This is a genomic window from Pontibacter kalidii (assembly GCF_026278245.1).
GTDB classification, from domain to species: Bacteria; Bacteroidota; Bacteroidia; order Cytophagales; family Hymenobacteraceae; genus Pontibacter; species Pontibacter kalidii.
Window position 1 is genome coordinate 4,543,801 of record NZ_CP111079.1, and the last position, 21,737, is coordinate 4,565,537.

The 21,737-nt window shown below is 54.3% G+C and carries 18 protein-coding genes and 2 tRNA genes; 10 read left to right on the top strand and 10 right to left on the bottom strand.

Annotation, left to right across the window (positions count from 1 at the left end):
* The first annotated feature begins 168 nt into the window (after window positions 1-168).
* From OH144_RS19085 to OH144_RS19100, 4 genes are all read left to right on the top strand, one after another.
* Window positions 169-1,419: an ABC transporter permease gene (locus tag OH144_RS19085; RefSeq protein WP_266203864.1), complete on the top strand. Its 1,251-nt coding sequence runs from the start codon at window positions 169-171 to the stop codon at window positions 1,417-1,419.
* A 45-nt stretch (window positions 1,420-1,464) separates the two neighbouring features.
* Complete coding sequence (locus OH144_RS19090) at window positions 1,465-1,803, top strand: four helix bundle protein (protein WP_266203865.1); 339 nt, start codon at window positions 1,465-1,467, stop codon at window positions 1,801-1,803.
* A gap of 23 nt (window positions 1,804-1,826) precedes the next feature.
* Window positions 1,827-2,921, top strand: coding sequence for an efflux RND transporter periplasmic adaptor subunit (locus tag OH144_RS19095; RefSeq protein WP_266203866.1), 1,095 nt, complete (start codon window positions 1,827-1,829; stop codon window positions 2,919-2,921).
* Between the two features lie 185 nt (window positions 2,922-3,106).
* Window positions 3,107-3,628: a CHRD domain-containing protein gene (locus tag OH144_RS19100; RefSeq protein WP_266203867.1), complete on the top strand. Its 522-nt coding sequence runs from the start codon at window positions 3,107-3,109 to the stop codon at window positions 3,626-3,628.
* A gap of 29 nt (window positions 3,629-3,657) precedes the next feature.
* On the opposite strand, the gene OH144_RS19105 is transcribed toward OH144_RS19100, so the two are convergent.
* Window positions 3,658-4,257: a membrane-associated protein gene (locus tag OH144_RS19105; protein ID WP_266203868.1), complete on the bottom strand. Its 600-nt coding sequence runs from the start codon at window positions 4,255-4,257 to the stop codon at window positions 3,658-3,660.
* Window positions 4,258-4,376: 119 nt separating this feature from the next.
* On the opposite strand from OH144_RS19105, the gene OH144_RS19110 reads away from it, so the two are divergent.
* Complete coding sequence (locus tag OH144_RS19110; protein WP_266203869.1) at window positions 4,377-4,871, top strand: GNAT family N-acetyltransferase; 495 nt, start codon at window positions 4,377-4,379, stop codon at window positions 4,869-4,871.
* A gap of 239 nt (window positions 4,872-5,110) precedes the next feature.
* Here OH144_RS19110 and OH144_RS19115 read toward each other — a convergent pair whose 3' ends face one another.
* From OH144_RS19115 to OH144_RS19125, 3 genes are all read right to left on the bottom strand, one after another.
* Entirely contained in the window at window positions 5,111-5,452 is a 342-nt protein-coding gene (locus tag OH144_RS19115; protein WP_266203870.1) for a hypothetical protein, read from the bottom strand.
* A gap of 225 nt (window positions 5,453-5,677) precedes the next feature.
* A complete protein-coding gene (locus OH144_RS19120; protein ID WP_266203871.1) occupies window positions 5,678-8,161 on the bottom strand; it encodes a TonB-dependent receptor domain-containing protein in 2,484 nt (827 codons plus the stop codon).
* Between the two features lie 233 nt (window positions 8,162-8,394).
* Window positions 8,395-8,934: an RNA methyltransferase gene (locus tag OH144_RS19125; protein ID WP_266203872.1), complete on the bottom strand. Its 540-nt coding sequence runs from the start codon at window positions 8,932-8,934 to the stop codon at window positions 8,395-8,397.
* A gap of 440 nt (window positions 8,935-9,374) precedes the next feature.
* On the opposite strand from OH144_RS19125, the gene mutS reads away from it, so the two are divergent.
* The 5 genes from mutS to OH144_RS19150 all read left to right on the top strand — a co-directional run bounded on the left by mutS (window position 9,375) and on the right by OH144_RS19150 (window position 14,205).
* Window positions 9,375-12,008, top strand: coding sequence for a DNA mismatch repair protein MutS (gene mutS, locus OH144_RS19130; RefSeq protein ID WP_266203873.1), 2,634 nt, complete (start codon window positions 9,375-9,377; stop codon window positions 12,006-12,008).
* Window positions 12,009-12,489: 481 nt separating this feature from the next.
* Window positions 12,490-12,562: transfer RNA gene (locus OH144_RS19135), tRNA-Gly, on the top strand.
* A gap of 82 nt (window positions 12,563-12,644) precedes the next feature.
* Window positions 12,645-12,728 (top strand) — tRNA-Leu (locus OH144_RS19140).
* A 159-nt stretch (window positions 12,729-12,887) separates the two neighbouring features.
* Window positions 12,888-13,241: an ISAon1 family transposase N-terminal region protein gene (locus tag OH144_RS19145; RefSeq protein WP_456107239.1), complete on the top strand. Its 354-nt coding sequence runs from the start codon at window positions 12,888-12,890 to the stop codon at window positions 13,239-13,241.
* Window positions 13,234-14,205 carry an ISAon1 family transposase gene (locus tag OH144_RS19150; protein WP_323134751.1) on the top strand — a complete coding sequence of 324 codons (972 nt, stop codon included), beginning with the start codon at window positions 13,234-13,236 and terminating at the stop codon, window positions 14,203-14,205. Before OH144_RS19145 ends, OH144_RS19150 begins: the two co-directional genes overlap by 8 nt.
* Window positions 14,206-14,334: 129 nt before the next feature.
* Here the strand turns inward: OH144_RS19150 and rodA are convergent, their stop codons facing one another.
* The 6 genes from rodA to purH all read right to left on the bottom strand — a co-directional run bounded on the left by rodA (window position 14,335) and on the right by purH (window position 21,720).
* Window positions 14,335-15,654 (bottom strand): rod shape-determining protein RodA, encoded by a 1,320-nt coding sequence (gene rodA, locus OH144_RS19155; RefSeq protein WP_266203874.1) that lies wholly within the window; start codon window positions 15,652-15,654, stop codon window positions 14,335-14,337.
* 3 nt (window positions 15,655-15,657) lie between these two features.
* The gene (gene mrdA / locus OH144_RS19160) at window positions 15,658-17,487 is read right to left on the bottom strand and encodes a penicillin-binding protein 2 (protein ID WP_266203875.1); all 1,830 of its coding nucleotides are present in this window, start codon (window positions 17,485-17,487) and stop codon (window positions 15,658-15,660) included.
* On the bottom strand, window positions 17,484-18,017 hold the full coding sequence (locus OH144_RS19165; RefSeq protein ID WP_266203876.1) for a hypothetical protein: 534 nt from the start codon (window positions 18,015-18,017) through the stop codon (window positions 17,484-17,486). The genes mrdA and OH144_RS19165 overlap by 4 nt, the downstream gene beginning before the upstream one ends.
* On the bottom strand, window positions 18,007-18,873 hold the full coding sequence (mreC, locus tag OH144_RS19170) for a rod shape-determining protein MreC (RefSeq protein ID WP_266203877.1): 867 nt from the start codon (window positions 18,871-18,873) through the stop codon (window positions 18,007-18,009). The genes OH144_RS19165 and mreC overlap by 11 nt, the downstream gene beginning before the upstream one ends.
* Window positions 18,874-18,882: 9 nt before the next feature.
* Window positions 18,883-19,908 carry a rod shape-determining protein gene (locus OH144_RS19175; RefSeq protein WP_046310045.1) on the bottom strand — a complete coding sequence of 342 codons (1,026 nt, stop codon included), beginning with the start codon at window positions 19,906-19,908 and terminating at the stop codon, window positions 18,883-18,885.
* A gap of 288 nt (window positions 19,909-20,196) precedes the next feature.
* Window positions 20,197-21,720, bottom strand: coding sequence for a bifunctional phosphoribosylaminoimidazolecarboxamide formyltransferase/IMP cyclohydrolase (purH, locus tag OH144_RS19180; RefSeq protein WP_266203878.1), 1,524 nt, complete (start codon window positions 21,718-21,720; stop codon window positions 20,197-20,199).
* Window positions 21,721-21,737: the final 17 nt, after the last annotated feature.

The window sequence follows — 21,737 nt, forward strand, 5'->3', positions numbered from 1 at the left end:
TGAATGTATACTTTGTGTACCAGGACCTCCACTTCAAAAGAATTCAGGAAGTATAAAAGCAACAGCAACCAACAATTAGCAATTAACAAGCAACCATTCACTCAGTCACTCAATCACTCATTCAAAATTAGAAACTATTCACTCATTCGCTCATTCAAAATTAAAAGTATGATCGATATCGATAAATGGACCGAGATCTATAACACCGTCAAGAAGCACAAGCTCCGCACGGCACTCACGGCCTTCGGCGTGTTCTGGGGCATCTTCATGCTGGTGGTGTTGCTGGGTGCGGGCAAAGGGCTGGAGAACGGCATCACCAGCGAGTTTAACATCGCCAAGAACGCTGTGTTTGTCTGGACGCAACGCACCAGCGTGCCTTACATGGGCATGAACGCCGGGCGCACGATTCAGCTGACCAATGACGACGTGGCGGCCATCCGGGCAAGCATACCGGAGGTGGGCGTGGTGGCGCCCAGCAGCCAGCTCTGGGGCGATTTTTCGGTGAACTACAAAGACAAAAGCTCTGCCTTCACGGTAAACGGCGAAACGCCCGACATGCTGTCTGTAAAGCCGATGAAGGTGAAAACGGGCCGTTTCGTGAACGAGATCGACATGCAGGAAAAACGCAAAGTGGCTGTGGTGGGGCCGCGCGTGCTGGAGGTGCTCTTTTCCGACGAGAAACACCCGATAGGCAAGTACATCAGCATCAAAGGCAGCTACTTTCAGGTAGTGGGCACCTTTGAGCCGGTGGGTAAGGGCGAGGACGTGGTGGAAGATGCAAAGGTGATCTACATCCCGCTCACGGCCCTGCAGCAAACTTACAACCAGGTAAACAAGGTGGGCTTTATGGCCATGGTGCCCAAACCGGGCGTGCCTGCCGCCGTGATAGAGGAAAAAACCAAAGCCTTGCTGATGCAGCGCCACCGCGTAGCCCCTACTGACTTGAAAGCCTTTGGCTCGGCCAATGTGGAGAAGGAGTTTCAGGAGGTGCAGGGGCTTTTTGCCGGCATTGCCGGTTTTAGCTGGCTGGTAAGTATAGGCACCATCGTGGCGGGCATCATCGGAGTGGGCAACATCATGCTGATCGTGGTGAAGGAACGCACCAAGGAGATCGGTATCCGCAAGGCGTTGGGGGCCACGCCGCTCTCCATCATCAGCCTGATCATCCAGGAATCCATCGTGATAACCGGGTTGGCTGGCTATGTGGGGCTACTGGGTGGCACCGGCATCATCGCCCTGATAGAGTATGTGATGCGGAAAAATGACGTGCAGGCGGGCTTCTTCGGCATCCCGGAGGTAAACCCCGGCATCGCCCTGACAGCTACCGTGCTGCTGGTGGTAACCGGTGCGCTGGCCGGCCTGATTCCGGCCACCAAAGCCGCCAGGGTAAACCCGGTAGTGGCGCTAAAAGACGAGTAGTTTCAGTTAACAATGATCAATTAACAATTAACAATCATAATGCGCATGAAGGAGAATGTACTTTACAACAAAGCATATGCTTTTGCAATCAGGGTAGTGAGAGCTTACCAGTACCTGGGACAGGAAAAACGAGAGTTTATACTTGCCAAGCAGCTTTTGCGTAGCGGCACATCCATTGGAGCTATCTCAGATGCGGAGTTCTCCTCCAAACTCTCCATTGCTTACAAAGAATGCCTGGAAACGAAATACTGGACTGACCTGCTAAAGGACACAGACTATATCGACGAGAAGCAGCACCGAAGCTTATTTTCAGATGCTGATGAATTAGGCAAGATGCTCTTCTCCAGTATAAGAACTGTGCGTGGCATTAAGACTGATAAATGATAACTGGTAATTGATAAATGAGTATGAAAAAGGTATTGTTAGGCATCTTCCTCCTGATCTTCCTGGGCCTGTCGGGCTGGCTGGGCTACTACTTCTACAACAAGGCCAACACCGACCCCGTGGTGTATAAAACCGAAGCACCCTTTGAGACCGAGATCGTGAAGAAGACGGTGGCCACGGGCGCCATCGTGCCACGCAAGGAAGTCGAGGTAAAGTCGCAGGTGTCGGGTATTGTGGAGGAGCTGTACGTGGAGGCCGGCGAGCTGGTAAAGAAGGGGCAGCTGCTGGCCAAGATTCGCATCGTGCCCAATATGGTGAGCGTGAATAACGCCGAAACGCAGCTGCAGACCGCCAGGCTGAACTTTGAGGGGGCAGAGCGGGAGCTGAAGCGGTATGAGCAGCTGTATGCCGAAAAGGTAATCCCGGAGCAGGAGTTCCGCAAGTATAAAGCCGATTTTGAATTGAAGCGCGAGAACCTCTCCGCCGCCGAAAGCAACCTGCAACTGGTGCGCGAAGGCTCCTCACGCAAGCGTGGGCAACAGTCTAACCTGGTATACTCCACCATCGACGGCATGCTGCTGGATGTGCCGGTGAAAGTGGGTACCTCTATTATCGAGCGTAACAACTTTAACGAGGGTACCACCATCGCCTCGGTAGCCGACATGCGCAGCCTCATTTTTGAAGGCAAGATCGATGAGTCGGAAGTGGGCAAGCTGAAAGAGAACATGGACCTGCTGCTGACCATCGGAGCCATCGAGGGGCGCGTTTTCGATGCCAAGCTGGAGTTTATCGCCCCGAAAGGCGTGGATGAGGAAGGCTCTATCAAGTTCCCGATCCGGGCGAAGGTGCTGCTGGATGAGAAGGACTTTATACGCGCCGGCTACAGCGCCAACGCCGACATTGTGCTGGACAAGCGGGAAAAGACGCTGGCCATTAAGGAAAGTATGCTGAAGTTCGAGAAAGAGCAGCCTTACGTGGAGGTGGAGACGGCGCCGCAGCGGTTCGAGAAGCGCAAAATTAAAACAGGCCTCTCAGACGGCATTAACATAGAAGTGGTGTCGGGACTCGAGAAAAATGAGAAAGTAAAGGTGCCGGAAGCTAATACGGTGCAGACGTAACGTATAATGTGTTTGTTGTTTGTTTAAGGAGAGAAAGCGGGTTTTATGCCCGCTTTTTCTATTTCCAGGCAAACTCCCACACTACCCAAAAGCAACTGTTGGTAATATACTTTGATTGCCCTACGGAATAAGTAGCGGGCAGGCAGCCCAACGACTAAGTGAATCGGTAAAACAAGTATAAAGAAATGTTGAATATTTACCGTGAAGCGATGAAAATGAGAAGCATGAAAGTTGTAAAGCTGCTGGCCCTATGCCTGATGGTGGTGCTGAGCGGGCTGTCGGTAGCTTGCGATGACGATGACGACGATGATGACAACGGCCTGGATGATGAGATTGAGTTTAACAACGTGGCGCTGACCGGGGCCAACGAGCGGCCGGTGGTTGCTACGGAGGGGGCAGGAGAGATGGATGTGGTATACGACGACGTGAACAACACGCTTAACTACACCATAACCTGGCAGTTGGGCAACCCGGATGATGCCACCACTGCCATGCACTTCCATGGACCTGCTGACCCTAACTCCAGCGCGCCACCCGTTATTGACATTGAGGAGGGCTTTAACCAGGGCTCCAGTGGCACCATCTCGGGCAGCACCCGCCAACTGACCGAGAACGAGGAGGACGATCTGGAGGCAGGTTTATGGTACGTAAACATCCACAGCACAACCTACCCCGCCGGGGAGCTTAGGGGCAACCTGATTCCGTAGAAAGGTAGCTATACTTTTCCTTTGGAGGTTCAGTTAAAGAGCCACTGCAGCAGCAAGTGGGAGGGAAGAAATACGCCCAAGGGGAAAAAGATCATCACAGCACCGAAGTATAAGTGGGGAGGAACAGTATGCTGCGGTCTGTTGCCGGGGCCAAATACCCAGTTAACGTTCTCCTGCGGATCGGTGAGGAAGTAGGTGAGCACCAGCACGACCCAGGCCAGGGCCGTTTGCCAGTAAAGCGCCTCCGGCTCGTATCCCCACTCTACTAAAAGCCATAGTACAAGTATAGGCAACACCACATGAAACAACGACAGGCCCCGCAGGAACAGGCTTTTGTGCGCATCAAACATGTAGCCACTCAGGCCCAGTAGTTGCCGCCCTGTCAGCAGCCTTGCGAAGTAATCCAGGTTCCAGACTAGCTCCAGCGCCAGCACGCCCACGGCCACCATACTTAACAGCAGCCTGCTGCCGGTCCAGAGCACAATGCCCACAGAGAATAGCGCGATATCCGAAAACCACAGAAAGTTACCCGGGCCGTAACTTTTCCAGTAAACCGGAATGAGTACCAGCAAAAAGGCGGTATAGGCCAGTTGCAGCCAGAGCGGTACGATGCTTAGGTCGGTGTCCATACGTTGTGTGGAGGTTGCGGCACTACCATAGTATACCGTAGCCGGAAGTATAAAGTATAAACTGGGGCAGTCCGCACCGATTTTTTTTACCTTTGCGGTAGTTATACTTACAGCAGACCATGGCACAGCATTATAACACGCCTTCCGCAATACAGATCGTCGATTTCAACATTTTCTACGCCCAGGCTTTTTACGACCTCAACCACGAGTGGATCTCTACCCATTTTGTGATGGAAGAGGCCGATAACCAGTCGCTCAGCGATCCGCAGGGCTACATCATCAACAAAGGCGGCCATATTCTGATGGCGCTCTTTAACGGGGAGCCGGTAGGAACCTGTGCGCTGCTAAATGAGGGTGAAGGTGTGTTTGAGCTCGCCAAGATGGCCGTGGCCCCTAAAATGCAGGGCATGAAGATCGGGAAGATGCTGGGCGAGGCCGCCATAGACAGAGCCCGCCGTGTGGGTGCCCGCAAAGTATACCTGGTGTCGAATAGGAGCCTGCTGCCTGCCCTGAACCTGTACCAGCGCCTGGGTTTCGTGGAGGTGCCGATGCCCCCGAGTATTTATGAGCGGGCGGACATTAAAATGGAGCTGGAGTTGAAGGAGGAAGTATAGGGTATACTTTTGTAGCCGCTTTTCTGGCACAAGTCTTCAGCCTTGTGTTCTTTTCATGATATCGAGTTTGTAACTCAATTGGCTTGTAAAGCCATACTTTATACTTTGGCTATACTTGCTGGTTTATACTTCATACCTATCGCTGGCGCGGGCTTGTAGCCCGTGCCTTTTTATTGCTGTAGCCTTGCTTGTCGGTTTATACTTCAGCCATACTTTATGATTGCTGATTTATACTTTGGCTAAACTTTCATAGCTACTGCTTGCTGCATCTTCATGCAGGTCATCCTGACTAGCTGCCGTTCATCCTTGGCTTTACAACCTGCTCGTTTCACCTCTGCTTTGGTGCTCTCAAGCCCGAGAGGGCTCGTCTTCGGGCATCGCGCTGTGTACATTTCCTTTGCTTGACCTGCGGTCTCCGCAATTTCGCTAAAGCGAAACCGGAAATCTACAAGGCGCTCAACCCAAAGACTGGGAACAGATTCGATAGCCACCGCCAACAGAGCTTGAACCAAGTCCCCCTTCGAAGGGGGCAGGGGGATGATGATCGCCTGCGGATAATTCACCTCCTCTGGACTAGCCATAACGCGAGTTTTGAGCTAGCGAGCTTAGCTCTCAGGGGTGGGTTTATACTTTGTAGGGACAGGGCGCGACCTGTCCGCGCGATACCAGCAACTATGCAATTTATACTTCAGCATGAGTAACTACGAGCTCCCCTCCTGGGGGTAGGGGCCCTCGAAAAAGCCAAGGAGGGGCAGGGGTGGTTGGACCCGGTAAAGTATAAACGCTTCATACTTCAGGAGAGGCGCTTAAAACTCCTCCTCCTCCCCGCCGCCATTCTGCTCGCGCTGCTCGTTGCGTCGGTTGCGTCGGTCGTTGTCGTCGCTGTTGAGGCGGTAGGTGAAGCCCAGGTACACAATGCGGCTCTGGCGGCGGTTTTCGATCTCGGACCTGAACTCCGGCCCATAGCTCAGAAAATTGAACTGGCGGGTGTTGAACAGGTCGGAAATACGCAGCGAAACTGTACCTTTCTTTTTCAATACATCCTTCTTCATGCCGAAATCCGCACTGAACATCTCCTCCATCTGCCCCTGTATATCGTTTCTGGGTGCACGGTAAAAGCCGGAAAGCTGTATGTCCAGGTCCTTCCACACCGTCATGGTAGAGTTAAGCTTAGAATTCCAGCTAAACTGGGTGCTGCTCAGCTCAGTTTCATTTTGGGTAGTGCTCAGCTCCGTTCTGAACCCCGACCAGCTGGCGTTCAGTCGCCACCAGTTTGTAACCGGGTAATTGGCCCCAAACTCGAACCCGTAGGAGGTGTTATCCGACAGGTTAATGAAGGTCGTCTGCGTGCCCGGTTCTTCCACGCCGTTTACAACAATGGTAGCCGGCTCCCGGAAACGCTCGATCTCATCGGTGGTGTGGCGGTAAAACATAGTGGCATTGAACGAGGCCTGGCCCCAATAGAGTAGGTAGCCTAATTCCAGCGAGTTCACGAACTCCGGATCCAGGAAGGGGTTACCGTAGGAGAGGTTATACCTGTCGGAGCGGTCCACGAAAGGGTTCAGGAAGCGGCTGCGCGGCCGGTTGATGCGCCGACTGTAGCTGAACTGTACCTTGTTATCCTCATTAAAATCGTTGGTTATGAACAGGGTAGGGAAGAGGCTGAAGTAGTCGTTGCGGTATGCCTCATCGGTGGTGCGCAGGTCTGATTTGGTGGTGGTGTGCTCGGCGCGAACGCCCAGCTGATAAGTTATACTCTTGAACTTGCTGCTATAGTTGGTGTACACTGAGTACACCTGCTGATCGAACACAAAGTGGTTGCTTTGGTCGAAGTCGTACACCAGTTGCCCAGTTTCATTGTCCTGGTTAAAGAAGCGGGAGTCCTCGTCCAGCCGCTCGAAGGAGGTGCGGAAGCCTGCCTCCAGTCGGCTGTTCTCCGAGAAAGGGTGCACGTAATCAGCCTTGGTCACAAACTCGTAGTTCTTGTCATCCACCAGTGTCTGCTGTAGCTCCGTCAGCGTCTCGGCACCTATGCGCCTCTCATCAAACAGGGCCACCTCATCGTCCACGTTAGCATTGTAAATCACGTCAGCCGTCAGTTCCTGGCCTTTGCGGTCGAAGGTCTGGCGGTAGCCCAGGGTAAGGTCCAGGGCGCGCTCGTCTTCCACCTCGCGGGCATCGCGGGTGCGGATGCTTTGCAGTGTGCGGTTCTCATCGAGAAAGCGGTAGCGAATGTCGTTGGTGCTCTCATCCTCCCCAAAACGATACAGCGCCGAGGCCGACAACGTGTGCTTTGGCGTGAGGTAGTAGTCGGCGCCAAGGCGGAAGTTGTGGGAGAGGTCCAGGCTGTTGCGCTCGCCCTCCTGCAGGCGGTAACTGGTGCTGTCTATCTGGCTGGCATCGTTCAGGTAAAAGTTGGTGGTGTTGTTTTTTTGGGTGCCGGGGCGGGTACGTTGCCTGAAATCGTAGCCGCCGTTCAACGACCATTTGTCGTAACGGTAGTTGAGGTTGAGCGAGGTGTTGTAGTTGTCGTACGTGCCGGCCGTAACGGAAGCCGAGCCGTTGAAGCCGGGTTTCTTCTCCTTTTTGAGCACCAGGTTGATGATGCCCGACGTGCCCTCCGGGTTATACTTGGAGGAGGGGTTGGTGATCAACTCAATGCTCTCGATCATGTTGGCCGGTATCTGGTCCATCGTCAGCTCTGACAGTGCCGACCGCTTGCCATCAATAAGTATGGTGACGTTGGAACTGCCGCGCATGCTCACGTTTCCGTCAATGTCCACATCCACCGAGGGCAGGTTCTGCATCACCTCGGCTACCGAACCGCTTTGTGCCGCCAGGTCCTGGCTCACGTTTACCACCCGCTTGTCCAGCTCAAACTCCACGATCTGGCGCTGCGCTACCACCTCCACCTCGCCCAGTTGGGTGGCAGAGGCGCTCAGGGTAATGTTGCCCAGTGCAGCCTCCGGCTTGTCGGCGGTGATGTTAATGCCGGAGACATATTTTGTGGGATAACCTACCATGGATGCGCGCAGGACATAGCGGCCGGCAGGTACGCGGTCCAGTATAAAAACGCCCTCTACATCGGTGGTAGCGCCGGTTACCAGGCTGGAGTCGGGTAGGGTAAGCAGCACCACGTTGGCGAATCCAAGGGGCTTGCTACTGCCCGCCTCCAGTAATGTGCCACTTACCCTGCCGCTGGTGGTATTAGGCGAGCTCTGTGCCGGGAGTGCGATAGGGGCAAGTATAAACAGGAGGCAAAGTATAAAAGGCAAGTAAGTCTTCATCATAGTTTTATAAGCGTCGGTTATTCAAAATGCAAAGCAGGTAGGTGTGGGTGCAATACCTACGTAGTATAGTGCGACTGCAAAAAAGGGTGAAGGTTTAAAAGCCGGGCAAAGTTTTAGCCGATTTGCCGGTGCTTTATCTTGCAACAAGCTTGGCTATGGCTTGTTTGGGTACGGGCGTAAAAAAGGAGCACCAGCCGTGGCTAGTGCTCCGGTATAGTATAGTCTACGGCGATTTATACGTGCTGAGATAGGGTTTTGCTCAAAAAATCCCACACCACCACGCCGGTGGCCACCGAGATGTTGAGCGAGTGCTTGGTGCCGAACTGTGGAATCTCCAGCACAAAATCAGAATGGTTAATAACTTCCTGCTCCACTCCGAATACCTCGTTGCCCAGCACCAGTGCATACTTCTGACCCGGTTCTGGCCTGAACTCGTGCAGCTTTATACTTCGCTCGGCCTGCTCCACCGAGCCTACCTGATAGCCCTGCGCCTTCAGCTCCATTACCAGCTCCAGCGTGTCCGGCACATGCTCCCAGGCCACCGACTCGGTCGCGCCCAGGGCGGTTTTCTCGATGTCGCGGTGGGGCGGTTTGCCCGTAATGCCGCACAGGTATACTTTTTCGGCCATAAAGGCATCAGCCGTGCGGAAAACGGAGCCCACGTTGTTGAGGCTGCGCACATTGTCGAGCACCAAGACTAACGGTATTTTTTTCTTATTTTTGAATTCTTCAACCGAGTCGCGGTTGAGGTCGTCCATCGAGAGTTTACGCATGTTTTGTTGACAAAGGACTGTTTGACAAAAGACAAAGGACCAGACGTGCTTTGCCGCTGCAAAGGTCCGGCGAAGCGGGCAGAAATCAAACTATGATTAAATTGTTGGAGGAAGTATAAAGTATAGAGGGAGTACAAAGTATAAATGCACTGCTCTTTCTACCCGCTCTTCCGGATTTGCAATCCGAAAGTATAATAGCTGCGGATTTGTCATCCGCCATAGCAAAGGCAGTGGCTACGGACAGGAAAGCGGATTGCAAATCCGCAGGTAGCAAAGTTCCGGATTGCAAATCCGGAACAGCATAAAGCTTTTAGAAAATAAAGCTCGAAAGCAAAGTATAAATTCCCCTCCTCGGAGGGGTAGGGGTGGGTTAAGTCCACCCCCATCATCATTTACAAAGTATAACTCGTGATGCAAGAGCATCCGCCAAAGTATAAAGTATGAAAGGAGGAGATAAAGGCACGGTAACGCCGCTGATGAAGCAGTACAACGCCATTAAGGCGAAGCATCCGGGGGCGCTGCTGCTGTTCAGGGTAGGCGACTTTTACGAGACCTTTGGCGAGGATGCCATTAAGGCAAGTAAGATTCTGGATATCGTACTGACCAAACGCGGCAACGGCTCGGCCTCCGAAACGGCGCTGGCCGGCTTCCCGCATCACTCCCTGGATACGTACTTGCCCAAGCTGGTGCGGGCCGGCGAGCGCGTGGCCATCTGCGACCAGCTCGAAGACCCTAAAACGGTGAAGGGCATCGTGAAGCGCGGCGTAACCGAGCTGGTAACGCCGGGTGTGTCGTTTAATGATCAGGTGCTCGAGCGCCGCAGCAACAATTACCTGGCCGCCGTGCACTTCGGAAAAACCGAGACCGGTGTCTCCTTTCTGGATGTCTCTACCGGCGAGTTTATCACGGCCCAGGGCGATAAGAACTATATCGGAAAGCTGCTGCAGAGTTTGGCGCCAGCCGAGGTGCTCTTCTGCAAGCGCGAGAAAGAGACCTTTACCGAGCGTTACGGCCCTGATTTCCGCTACTATGCGCTGGACGAGTGGGTGTTCAAGTATGATTACGCCTACGAAGGCCTGACGCGGCAGTTTGGCACTGCCTCGCTGAAGGGCTTCGGTATTGAAGGTATGAGTGAGGCGATCATCTCGGCCGGGGCCATCCTGCATTACCTCTCCGAAACGCAGCACAACGAGATCAGCCACATCGCCACCATCTCCCGCCTGGAGGAAGACAAGTACGTGTGGCTCGATCGCTTTACGGTGCGCAACCTGGAGTTGGTATACCCGCAACACCCGGAGGGTGTACCCCTGATCAATGTGCTGGACCAGACGGTAACACCGATGGGCGCCCGCCTGCTAAAGAAGTGGGTGGTGTTGCCGCTAAAGGATGTGGTCCAGATCCGTCGCCGCCTCGACACGGTAGAGGCCCTGACACAGCACCGCGAGCTGCTGGATGAGCTGGTGCTGCACCTGAAGCAGATCAACGACCTGGAGCGCCTGATCTCGAAGGTGGCCGTGCGCCGCGTGAACCCGCGGGAGCTGGTGCAACTGGCCAAGGCGCTGGAAGCCATCCTTCCGATTCAGAAACTGCTGGCTCTGAGCGATATTCCGGCCCTGCAGAAACTGGCGGCGCAGCTGGCCCCCTGCGACGGGCTGCGCGAAGAGATCCGCAATACGCTGAAGCCGGAGCCGCCGATGCTCACCAACCAGGGTAATATGATCAACGAAGGCGTGAATAAGGAGCTGGACGAGCTGCGTGCCATTGCCTTTTCGGGCAAAGATTACCTGGCGCAGGTGCAACAGCGTGAGATCAAGAACACGGGCATCAGCTCCCTTAAAATTGCTTACAACAAAGTGTTTGGTTATTACCTGGAGGTAAGCAACGCGCATAAAGACAAGGTGCCGAGCTCCTGGATACGTAAACAGACGCTGGTGAACGCCGAGCGCTACATCACCGAGGAGCTGAAGACCTATGAGGAGAAGATCCTGAACGCGGAGGACCGCATCTATAGTATAGAGTTCGGCCTGTATAATGAGCTGGTGCTGTACGCGCTGGATTATGTGGCGCAGGTACAGCAGAATGCCAAGGTTATCGGCGTAATCGACTGCCTGAGCGCCTTTGCAGGCATTGCCCTGGGCAGCAACTACGTGAAGCCGGAGGTAAGCGACAGCCATGTGCTCGACATTACAAAAGGACGCCACCCGGTTATCGAAAAGCAGCTGCCGCTGGGAGAGACCTATGTGCCGAACGACATCTTCCTGGACAACGAAGAGCAGCAGGTGATCATCATCACAGGCCCGAACATGGCCGGTAAGAGCGCCCTGCTGCGCCAGACGGCCCTGATCGTGCTAATGGCCCAGATCGGGTGCTTTGTGCCGGCAGAGGCTGCCAAAATCGGCATCATCGATAAGATCTTTACCCGTGTGGGTGCGTCGGACAACCTGTCGCGGGGCGAGTCTACCTTTATGGTGGAGATGACCGAGACGGCCAGCATCCTCAACAACCTCTCGGACCGAAGCCTGGTGCTCATGGACGAGATTGGCCGGGGCACGAGCACCTACGATGGCATTTCCATTGCCTGGGCCATTGTGGAGCACCTGCACAACCACCCTAAGTATAAGGCCAAGACGCTTTTTGCCACGCACTACCACGAGCTGAACCAACTGGCCGAGGAACTGCCGCGCGTAAAGAACTATAATGTATCGGTGCGCGAGGCAGGTGGCAAGATCCTGTTCATGCGTAAGCTGGTGCCAGGCGGCAGTGAGCACAGCTTTGGTATACATGTGGCGCAGATGGCCGGTATGCCGAACAACGTCGTGCTGCGCGCCGATGAGATCATGCACCACCTGGAGAAGGAGAAGGTGTCGGAGCAGGCGCCGCAGCAAAAGATGAAGTCGGCCCCGAAAAGTAATTACCAGCTCAGCATGTTCGAGCTGCACGACCCGCAGCTGGCGCGCGTAAAAGAGCTGATGGAGCAGCTGGACATCAACACCATCACGCCGGTAGAGGCGCTGCTGAAACTAAACGAGCTCAAGCTATTGCTGCAGGATAAGCAACAGGCTGGGGCGCGATAGAAGGAAAAGCTCTCCTGAGAAGGTAGGGCGTTTCATTTTAGAAAATGTAGCTATAAGTTCCCTGTCATTCTGTTGAGAATCTTGGTGGAAATAGAGGGCCCCTTCCCCCGGGAGGTTAAGCTATCGCTATTGGCCCACAAGATCCTTTCAGGATGACAAAAAAGAGAGTTTTAGTCTTTTGCCTTTGAGGTGTGAGCATGAGCTATACTTTTGAAGAACTCATACTTGCCGCCGCAGCCAGAAGTATATTTTCAACGTATAAACTCATTTGTTTTTCGCCCCGGGCAGTATAAGTTTGCTGGTGCCGGCAGGTAGAGCGGGCGGGGCTGCATGAACGATAAAAAGGAGTTTAAAAATTTCTGCCTGATTATCAGCAGGAACTATAAACAGGCTGTTTTTTTTTACAGCAACTATTGACAAGTCAGATTTTGTCTCTATCTTTGCATCACTAAATCACTACGGAGGTTTAGAGAAAACAAAAGCGGGAGTAGCTCAGTTGGTAGAGCGCGACCTTGCCAAGGTCGAGGCCGCGGGTTCGAATCCCGTCTCCCGCTCACGAAAAGCAAGACAGAAGACGTTGTGATAAACAACGTCTTTGTTTTTTACACTCATTTCTCCGGGATCAGCCCGGAGGTTGCCGGGATGGTGGAATTGGTAGACACGCAAGACTTAAAATCTTGTGGCCGCAAGGCCGTGCGGGTTCGATTCCCGCTCCTGGTACTGCATTAAAATGAAAGGCTGCTGGCTCATAACCGGCAGCCTTTTTTTATTACGTTGCAACAAGTAGACCATCAAACTACGGATCAATCCGAAAACTTGTGGGGCAGTGAAAAAAAGAGCAGCTTTGCGTGCGTATAATTCACCACACACGCTTTTCCCTTGCAAGATCCTTACCTCACTCTTATCCGCTGTCTCTTGCCAGAAGGTATTCTGGAGTACTTCAACGTAACACATGTCCTGCAAGGCCCGGCAGGCCTGCAGCTGCAGTTGGAGGAGAAGAACCTCCTCCCCGAAGTTTATCATGGCCAGCGCTCTGAGTCCAAAGGTTTCCTGCCTGAGATTAAGCTGCAGGATTTCCCTATCCGTGGCCAGCAGGTCACCCTCTGCATCAAAAGACGCCGCTGGCACTTACCTGACTCGGGAGAGGTAATCACCAGAGACTGGAAACTGGTACAACAGGGAACGCGAATGACAAGTGAATTCGCCGCTTTTTTAAAAGCAGCACTTGGATAACACCCCCGTCAGCTGCCGGCAACTGGCCAGCTACTTCCACCTGGACGGCAAACAGCTCCAGGAGCAGTACAAGGAGCACATCAGCCACTTTCACCAATGGGAGCAGCGGGAGCACGCCTCCGACTGGATGCGCTTTCCCCAGAACGTTGGCCAAGAGCTGAGCATTGATGAGACAGCCCTCTCCAATGGAGAGCTCTACACCATCCTGACCAACAAAGCCGCTAAAGGCAGAAAAGGCGCGCTGGTGGCGATGGTCAGGGGCACACAGGCAGAAGACATTATCACAGTGCTGGAAGGCATACCCCAGACGGCCAGAGCCAAAGTCCGGGAGGTGACCCTGGACATGGCCAAGGCTGTGAGAGGCTGCTTTCCCAAAGCTTGCCGGGTCATTGACCGTTTCCATGTCCAGAAGCTGGCTTATGAAGCGGTGCAGGAGCTTCGTATCAAGTACCGCTGGCAAGCCCTGGATGAGGAAAACCAGCGGTTAGAGCAGGCGAAAAGGAGCAGGCAGCGTTTTGACGCGGAAGTACTATCTAACGGGGACACGTTGAAGCAGCTGCTGGCCCGCAGCCGCTACCTGCTCTTCAAGCACCGAAGCAGATGGAGCGCCTCCCAAAAGGAAAGAGCCGATATGCTCTTCTACAGGTATCCGCTGCTGGGCAGGGCCTATGACCTGGCCATGGAGCTGGGCCAGATCTTTACCTATTGCAAAAGCAAGCAGCAGGCATTCAAGCGCCTGGCCATCTGGTACAATGAAGTGGAGGCCTCCGGTATAGACTCCTTTCGCACGGTGGCCCGGTCGGTACAGAATCATTATGAGCACATCCTCAATTTCTTCAATAACCGCAGCACCAATGCCTCGGCCGAATCCTTCAATGCTAAGGTAAAAGCCTTCAGAGCCACCTTCAGGGGAGTCAGAGATACAACGTTTTTCCTCTTCCGACTAGCCAACATCTATGCCTGAGAAGAGCTACCCCACAACTATTCCGCTTGATCCCAAACTACCCCTAGTTATACTTGTGCCCCCAAACAAAAACACCTCCCATACTTTAAAGTATAAGAGGCGCTCCGAAAGTATAAATTAGCTTTTAACCTATCTCGCCAAATCCTTTGCCCTGTTAGCGTCTATGGCGATCAGTATGAATAGCAGGATGGTGAACGACCATAGCGAGGAGCCGCCGTAGCTGAAGAAGGGTAGCGGGATGCCCACTACCGGTGCCAGGCCGATCGTCATGCCCACGTTTACCAGGAAGTGGAAGAAGATGATGGAGGCCACGCAATAGCCGTAGGTTCGGGCGAATACTGACTTCTGCCGCTCCGCTATATTCACAATTCGGATAAGGAGCAAAAGGAAGAGAGCGATTAAAATGGTACTGCCCACCCAGCCGTGCTCCTCGCCGATGGTACAGAAGATAAAGTCGGTGCTTTGCTCGGGCACGAAGTCAAATTTGGTCTGAGTGCCTTCCAGAAAGCCCTTGCCCCAGAAGCCGCCGGAGCCGATCGCGATCTTCGACTGTGTGACGTTCCAGCCGTAGCCCAGCGGGTCCGCCTCCGGGTTAATAAGCGCCTTGATACGGTTCTGCTGGTGTGGCTGCAGCACATCGTTCACAAAGAAATCCACGCTGAAGATCATCCCCACCACAACGACCCAAAGCCCGATCAATACCTTGAAGCGGCGCAGCAGGCGGTAGTCCAGCCAGGTGGCCAGGGCCATGAGTATGGTGATGCCGGCGATCAGGTAGAGCTTGGGCACCAGCAGCGTAAGTATAAATATAGCCGCCGCGGAGCCGCCTATGATAAGTATAAGCGGCGACATCCCCTCGCGGAAGTAAGCAAGTATAAATGCGGCGAACACCAGCGCAGAGCCTGTCTCGTTCTGTAGTACAATGATAACAGGAGGAACAAAGGTGATGGCAGCCAGAATCATTTGGTCCTTGAAGTTCTGCTGGCGCAGGTTTATACTTCCCAGGAACCTGGAGGCAGCCAGCGCCGTGGCGAATTTGGCCAGCTCGGCAGGCTGCAGGCGTATCCCAGCCCCCAAATCGAGCCAGGAGCGCGAGCCTGCAATAGGTTTGGCCACCACCAGCGTTACCAGCAGCAGCAGTATAATGAAGCCGTAAATGGGGTAAGCCAGGTGCTCGTATACTTTGTAATCTACCACCAGCAGCACAATGATGAGCAGGAAGGAAGCACCGATCCAGGCCAATTGCTTGCCTGAGTTAATGTCGAAGCTCAGGATGTTCACCACGTTGTCGGGGCTGTAAACAGCGGCGTAGATGTTCATCCAGCCCAGCGCCACCAGCAGAAAATATAGCAGGATGGTAACCCAATCCAGGTGCGGGGCAATAAAGCCGGAGCTGCGGCGGCTGCGAGGCGCGGTGCTTGCCAGTCTTTGTCCGAGTACTTTCTCCATACTTTATTTCGATCTGATGTTGAGGTATTCGCGGCTCAGCACCCATTTCTCCTGCGCCTTCATGGTAACCGTATCAGTCAGGTACTGCTCTATCATCAGGCCGGCAATAGGGGCCGCCGACTGACCTCCCCATTTACCGTGCTCCACGTAAACGGCGATGGCTATCTTCGGATCATCCTTTGGGGCAAAGGCCACAAATACAGCATGGTCGGCGCCCTGCGGGTTCTGGGCGGTACCGGTTTTTCCGCATACTTCTATGCCTACTTTCGCCAGGTTGGCGCGGCGGCCTGTACCTGCCCGCACTACTTCGGCCATGCCCGCAATAATCGGCTCGAAGTGCTGGGGGCTTACAGAGGAGTGGTGCTTCTCCTGGTACTCCTTCAGCGGCTTGCCCTCGTCGCCCACAGAGCGGATGATGTGCGGGGTGATGTAGTAGCCCCGGTTAGCAACGACAGCCATAAAGTTGGCCATCTGCAGCGGCGTTACCCCCAGCTCCCCCTGGCCTATACTCAGAGAGTAGATGGTAGAATATTTCCAGCGGTTTTTGCCGTACACCCGGTCGTATAGGTCGGTGGAGGCTATAATTCCTTTCTTCTCGCCAGGGATATCAATGCCCAGCTGCTTGCCAAAGCCAAAGGAGAGCACCTGCTCGCGCCACTCCTTCAGGCCAATGGCCGTATCCGTAAAGGTGTTTTTAGACTTGCCCTGGTTGATAAGCGCCTTGTAAGCCAGGTAAAACCACGGATTGCAGGAGTGCTGCACCGCCCCGTACAAGTTCAGCGGGGAAGGGTGGTTATGGCAGTTTACCAGCGACCTGTTACAGGCGAATGTTGTGTTGGGGGTAATCACCCCTTCCTCCAGTGCAATCAGGGCTTGTGTTAGCTTAAAGATAGAGCCTGGCGGGTTCTGGTCGGCCATGATCGGGCGGTTGAACATGGTCTTGTTAGAGTCCTGCAGCAGCTCCATGTAGTTCTTGCCGTAGTCTTTGCCGGTAAACAGGTTGGGGTCGTAGAATGGCGCCGACACGTAGGCCAGAATCTCACCGGTGGCGGGCTCAATGGCCACGATACTTCCTTTGGCCCCATTCATCAGGTGCTCGCCGTAGGCCTGCAGGTCCAGGTCAATGGTGCTCACCAGGTTCTCGCCGGCCACGGCCAGGGTGTCGAAGGCGCCCTCGCGGAAGGAGCCCTTCTCCACGCCGCGCACGTTCACCATTTTATACTTCACGCCGCGCTGGCCCATCAGGTACTTCTCGTACTCCAGCTCTATGCCCGCTTTGCCAATATAGTCGCCAGGACGGTAGCCGCTATAGGCGCTGTCCTCCAACTGCCGCGGACTGATCTCGGCGATATAGCCCAGGGCGTGCCCCAGGCTCTGGTGCGGGTAGCCGCGTGCGGTACGGGCGTTAATGTAGAAGCCAGGGAAATCGATCAGGTTGTTCTGAATGTAGGCGAATTCCTGCGTGCTCAGCTTCTGGTAGAAAGGGGAGGGCTGCACGTAAGAGAAGGAGCGGGCCTTCTTCAGGCGCTCGCGCACATCCTCCAGCGGCAGCTTCACGAGCTCTGCCAACCGCAGCGTGTCCAGGTCCTTCACATCCTTGGGTACCACCATCAGGTCGTACACAGGCGTGTTCTGCACCAGCAGCTTGCCGTTCCGGTCGTAGATCAGGCCCCGGAAAGGATATTGGATGATGGGTTTGATGGCATTGGTCTCGGCAGCCTGCTTGTAGCTGCTGTCCACTACCTGAATATAGAAAAGCCTGGTGGCGAAAACGATCCCTACCACCAGGAAGATGCCCTGAATTATGTATTTTCTTGTTTCTAAGTACTTCATCGGTAATCTACCCGTTCTCGCTTAGGTGAGAAGAACAGAAGTTGTATGATAACCACAACGATGCCCGTAAACAGGGTGCTGAGCAGCGTCTTTGCCAACGTATAGAGTGCCGTCTGGAAATTGATGGTTTCCAGGAAGAACACAGCCGCATGGTGAAGCAGGATCAGCGTGAAGGCGTAGGTCAGAAACCAGCGTGTGCCCATCACATGTATGTTTATCGCATCGCTGCTGTCGTAACCATCGCGCGGCGTCAGAAGGTTCAATACGTGCGGCCTTAAAAAAGCCAGCAGAACGCTTGCCGCCGCATGTATGCCCATGGTGTCGTAAAACACATCCACCGAAAAACCAACCAGAAAACCCAGCAGCAGCAGCCATACCCTGTTGATAGTCAGGGGCAAGAAGAGCAGAAAGGCAACATAGATAAAACAGAAGCCCATACTATAAAGCACCAGGTTATCCATGAGCAGCACCTGCAGCGCCACCAGTAAAAAAAACTGGATGATATGATTTATGCCAAAGCTATTGTTCATCTGTAATGATGCCTGCGTTTTGTTCCAGGGTGTCGCGTTCCTGCTTGTAGGTGTTCTCCACCACGTACACATAAGAGAGCTGCGCGAAGTCCACGCTCAGTTTCACGCCGATCGTATAAAAGCTTTTGTCCGGCTCCTGCTCTATCGAGCTGATGGTGCCTATCATGATGCCTTCCGGGAACACGGTGTTAAAGCCGCTCGTCACCACCGTATCGCCTTCCTCGGGTTTCACGTGCAGCGGAATGTAGTCGAGCAGGGCGGTGCGATAATCGCCTCCCTGCCACTTGATGGTGCCGAAGGTCTCGTCCTTTGTGAGCTTGGCCGAGATCAGCATCTGCGAGTGCAGCAGTGAGGTAACCGTGGCATAGTGCTCCGATACCGTTTTCACGCGGCCCACCACGCCCTCAGGGGCCACCACCCCCATACCCGGCTGCACCCCGTCGGCGGTGCCTTTGGAAATGGTCAGGTAGTTGTTCATGCGGCGCACCGAGTTATTGATCACGCGGCCGGCCATCAGGTGGTACGGGAAAGCTGCGCTGCTGTCGGTGGTGGCAAAGTAGGTGGTGTCCAGTGCAGCAGTGCTGTCCGTCAGCGCCGCCAAGCGGTACTGCATCAGCTCCTGGCGCAGGGCCGCGTTCTCGCTGGCCAGCGTCTGGTTGATGCCCGTCAGGCGAAAGTAGTCGGTCACGCCACTCTGGAACTCCAGTACCTGCCCCACATACCTGCTTGCCGAGTTGAAAAAAGCCGCGCCCTGGTACGTGTTATAGCGTACGATCAGGAACACACACGCGGCCTCCAGCAGCAGGAACACGAGGAACGCACGGAACCGGTAAATAAATGCAAATAGATTCCGCATGCAGCCCTGTTATGTTAGCAGGACATTCTTGAATCCTTCGATGTTTTTGATGGCGGCACCCGTGCCGCGCACCACCGCCCTGAGCGGATCCTCAGCGATGTGGATCGGGAGCTTGGTTTTGGCAGCCAGGCGCTTATCGAAGCCTCTCAGCAGAGCTCCGCCGCCTGTCAGGTGAATGCCGTTATCGTAAATGTCGGCAGAAAGCTCCGGCGGCGCGATCTCCAGCGCCTTCAGCACGGCCTCCTCGATCTTGGAAACCGACTTATCTAAAGCGATGGCGATTTCCTGGTAGGTTACCTTGATCACCTTCGGGATACCCGTCATCAGGTCGCGGCCACGAATCTCGTAGTCGGCGGGTGGGTTCTCCAGTTCTGTGAGCGCGGCGCCTACCTCAATTTTGATCTTCTCGGCGGAGCGCTCCCCGATCAGCAGGTTGTGCTGGCGGCGCATATAATCCAGGATATCTTTGGTAAACACGTCGCCGGCAATGCGGATGGACTGGTCGCACACGATACCTGACAGGGCCACCACGGCGATCTCTGTCGTACCGCCCCCGATGTCCACAATCATGGAACCGATCGGCTGCTCCACGTCGATGCCGATACCGATGGCAGCGGCCATGGGCTCCTGGATCATCCAAACTTCCTTGGCGCCGGCGTGCTGCGCAGAGTCGCGCACAGCGCGCTTCTCCACCTCCGTAATGCCCGAAGGGATACAGATCACCATGCGGTGCGAGGGCTGGAACAGGCGGCGGCCTGTGTCGATCATCTTGATCATGCCCCGGATCATTTCCTCAGCGGCGTGGAAGTCGGCGATCACCCCATCCTTCAGCGGGCGGATGGTTTTGATGTTCTCGTGCGTCTTCTCGTGCATCTGCATGGCATTGCGGCCAATGGCCAGTACGCGGCCCGTCGTGCGGTCCACGGCGATGATGGAAGGCTCGTCAACTACAATCTTATCGTTGTGGATAATCAGGGTATTGGCGGTACCCAGGTCAATGGCTATATCGCTGGTAAGAAAATTAAATAGTCCCATGGTGAAGTCTGAAAGGCGTGCGGTTGCCTGTTATATTTTCAATATACAATATTTCTGGTCAGAAACTAGCGGCAAAATTAGTGAAATTCAGTGGAATTAATAATGCAAGTTATCTTCAGTTAACTGAATAAAGATTTATTTATCCCCGAAGTCTGCCGGATCCATACTTGTTTTCCTGGTTAATGTAGCCTGTAGCCTGAAATTGGGCTTTACTTAGAAAATAAAAAATCCCCGGCTTCCTCAGGAACCGGGGATTTTTATCTAAAAGTAATATTATACTTTCGTGATCTAGTGTTTGAAGTGGCGTACGCCTGTCATCACCATGGCCATGTTGTGTGCGTCGCAGTAATCAATCGAGTCCTGGTCCTTGATGGAGCCGCCGGGCTGCACCACTGCCTTTATACCCGCCTTGTCTGCAATTTCAACACAATCCGGGAACGGGAAGAAGGCATCGGAGGCCATCACGGTCTTGCTCACATCAAAGCCAAAGCTCTGGGCTTTCTCGATGGCCTGACGCAGGGCATCCACACGCGAGGTCTGGCCCACGCCGCTCGAAAACATCATCTTGTCGGTAGCCAGCACAATGGTATTGGATTTGGTGTGCTTGCACACTTTGGCGGCGAACACCAGGGCCTTTTTCTCCTCGGCGGTTGGCTGGCGCTTGGTGGCGGTTTTAAAGTCAGCCTCTGTTTCGGTGGCCAGGTCCTTGTCCTGCTCGATCACGCCGTTCAGCAGGGTTTTGAATAGCTTGGTTGGCAGCTCCACCGGCTTCTGCTTCAGCAGGATGCGGTTCTTCTTCGTCTTCAGCAGGTCCAGCGCGTCAGCCTCATACTCCGGCGCGATCAATACCTCGAAGAACAGCTTGTTCAGCTCCTCGGCCACGGCCATGTCGATGGCGCGGTTAGCGATGATCACGCCCCCGAAAGCCGATACCGGGTCAGACGACAGGGCGTTCAGGTAAGCCTCTTTCATACTTTCGCCGGTGGCGACACCACACGCATTGGTGTGCTTCAGGATGGCTACCGCCGGCTCCTCGAACTCAGCGGCCAGGGCCACGGCGGCGTCCACGTCTACCAGGTTGTTGTAAGAAAGCTGCTTGCCGTTCAGCTGCTCAAACAGATCCTCCAGCTTGCCGTAGAAAGTGCCTTTCTGGTGCGGGTTCTCGCCGTAGCGCAGCGGCATGCTGTGCTGCACGCTCTGCTTAAAGGCCTGCGTTTCACCAGCAGCATTCATGTAGTTGAAGATATGGGTGTCGTAATGCGACGACACGTTAAAGGCCTTGGCGGCGAAGCGCTTGCGGTCTTCCAGTTCCGTGGCACCATTTTTCTCCTGCAGCAGCTCCACCACCTCGTCGTACTGCTCACGCGAAGACACGATCAGCACATCCTTGAAATTCTTGGCTGCCGCACGAATCAGGGAGATACCGCCGATGTCGATCTTCTCGATCACGTCCGCTTCTGAGGCACCAGAGGCTACGGTTTCCTCGAACGGGTAAAGGTCTACCACCACCAGGTCGATGGGCGGGATTTCATACTTCTCACGCTCCGATAGGTCGCTCTGGTTATCGCGGCGGTGCAGAATGCCGCCAAATACCTTTGGGTGCAGGGTTTTCACGCGGCCGCCGAAGATAGAGGGGTAGTCTGTCAGGTCTTCCACGGCTACCACCTTGGCGCCTTGCTCTTCTAAGAAAGTTTGGGTACCACCTGTAGAGTAGATCGTGACGCCGTGTTGCTTCAGCAGCTCCACCAGCGGCTCCAGGCGGTCTTTATAGTATACCGAGATCAGCGCGGATTTGATTTTAACGGGTTGCATGGGCATGAAGGTATGAG

Coding starts and splice junctions, on each gene's coding strand:
- OH144_RS19085 (WP_266203864.1), top strand. CDS start 169: ATGATCGATATCGATAAATGGACCGAGATCTATAACACCGTCAAGAAG.
- OH144_RS19090 (WP_266203865.1), top strand. CDS start 1,465: ATGAAGGAGAATGTACTTTACAACAAAGCATATGCTTTTGCAATCAGG.
- OH144_RS19095 (WP_266203866.1), top strand. CDS start 1,827: ATGAAAAAGGTATTGTTAGGCATCTTCCTCCTGATCTTCCTGGGCCTG.
- OH144_RS19100 (WP_266203867.1), top strand. CDS start 3,107: ATGTTGAATATTTACCGTGAAGCGATGAAAATGAGAAGCATGAAAGTT.
- OH144_RS19105 (WP_266203868.1), bottom strand. CDS start 4,257: ATGGACACCGACCTAAGCATCGTACCGCTCTGGCTGCAACTGGCCTAT.
- OH144_RS19110 (WP_266203869.1), top strand. CDS start 4,377: ATGGCACAGCATTATAACACGCCTTCCGCAATACAGATCGTCGATTTC.
- OH144_RS19115 (WP_266203870.1), bottom strand. CDS start 5,452: ATGGCTAGTCCAGAGGAGGTGAATTATCCGCAGGCGATCATCATCCCC.
- OH144_RS19120 (WP_266203871.1), bottom strand. CDS start 8,161: ATGATGAAGACTTACTTGCCTTTTATACTTTGCCTCCTGTTTATACTT.
- OH144_RS19125 (WP_266203872.1), bottom strand. CDS start 8,934: ATGCGTAAACTCTCGATGGACGACCTCAACCGCGACTCGGTTGAAGAA.
- mutS (WP_266203873.1), top strand. CDS start 9,375: ATGAAAGGAGGAGATAAAGGCACGGTAACGCCGCTGATGAAGCAGTAC.
- rodA (WP_266203874.1), bottom strand. CDS start 15,654: ATGGAGAAAGTACTCGGACAAAGACTGGCAAGCACCGCGCCTCGCAGC.
- mrdA (WP_266203875.1), bottom strand. CDS start 17,487: ATGAAGTACTTAGAAACAAGAAAATACATAATTCAGGGCATCTTCCTG.
- OH144_RS19165 (WP_266203876.1), bottom strand. CDS start 18,017: ATGAACAATAGCTTTGGCATAAATCATATCATCCAGTTTTTTTTACTG.
- mreC (WP_266203877.1), bottom strand. CDS start 18,873: ATGCGGAATCTATTTGCATTTATTTACCGGTTCCGTGCGTTCCTCGTG.
- OH144_RS19175 (WP_046310045.1), bottom strand. CDS start 19,908: ATGGGACTATTTAATTTTCTTACCAGCGATATAGCCATTGACCTGGGT.
- purH (WP_266203878.1), bottom strand. CDS start 21,720: ATGCAACCCGTTAAAATCAAATCCGCGCTGATCTCGGTATACTATAAA.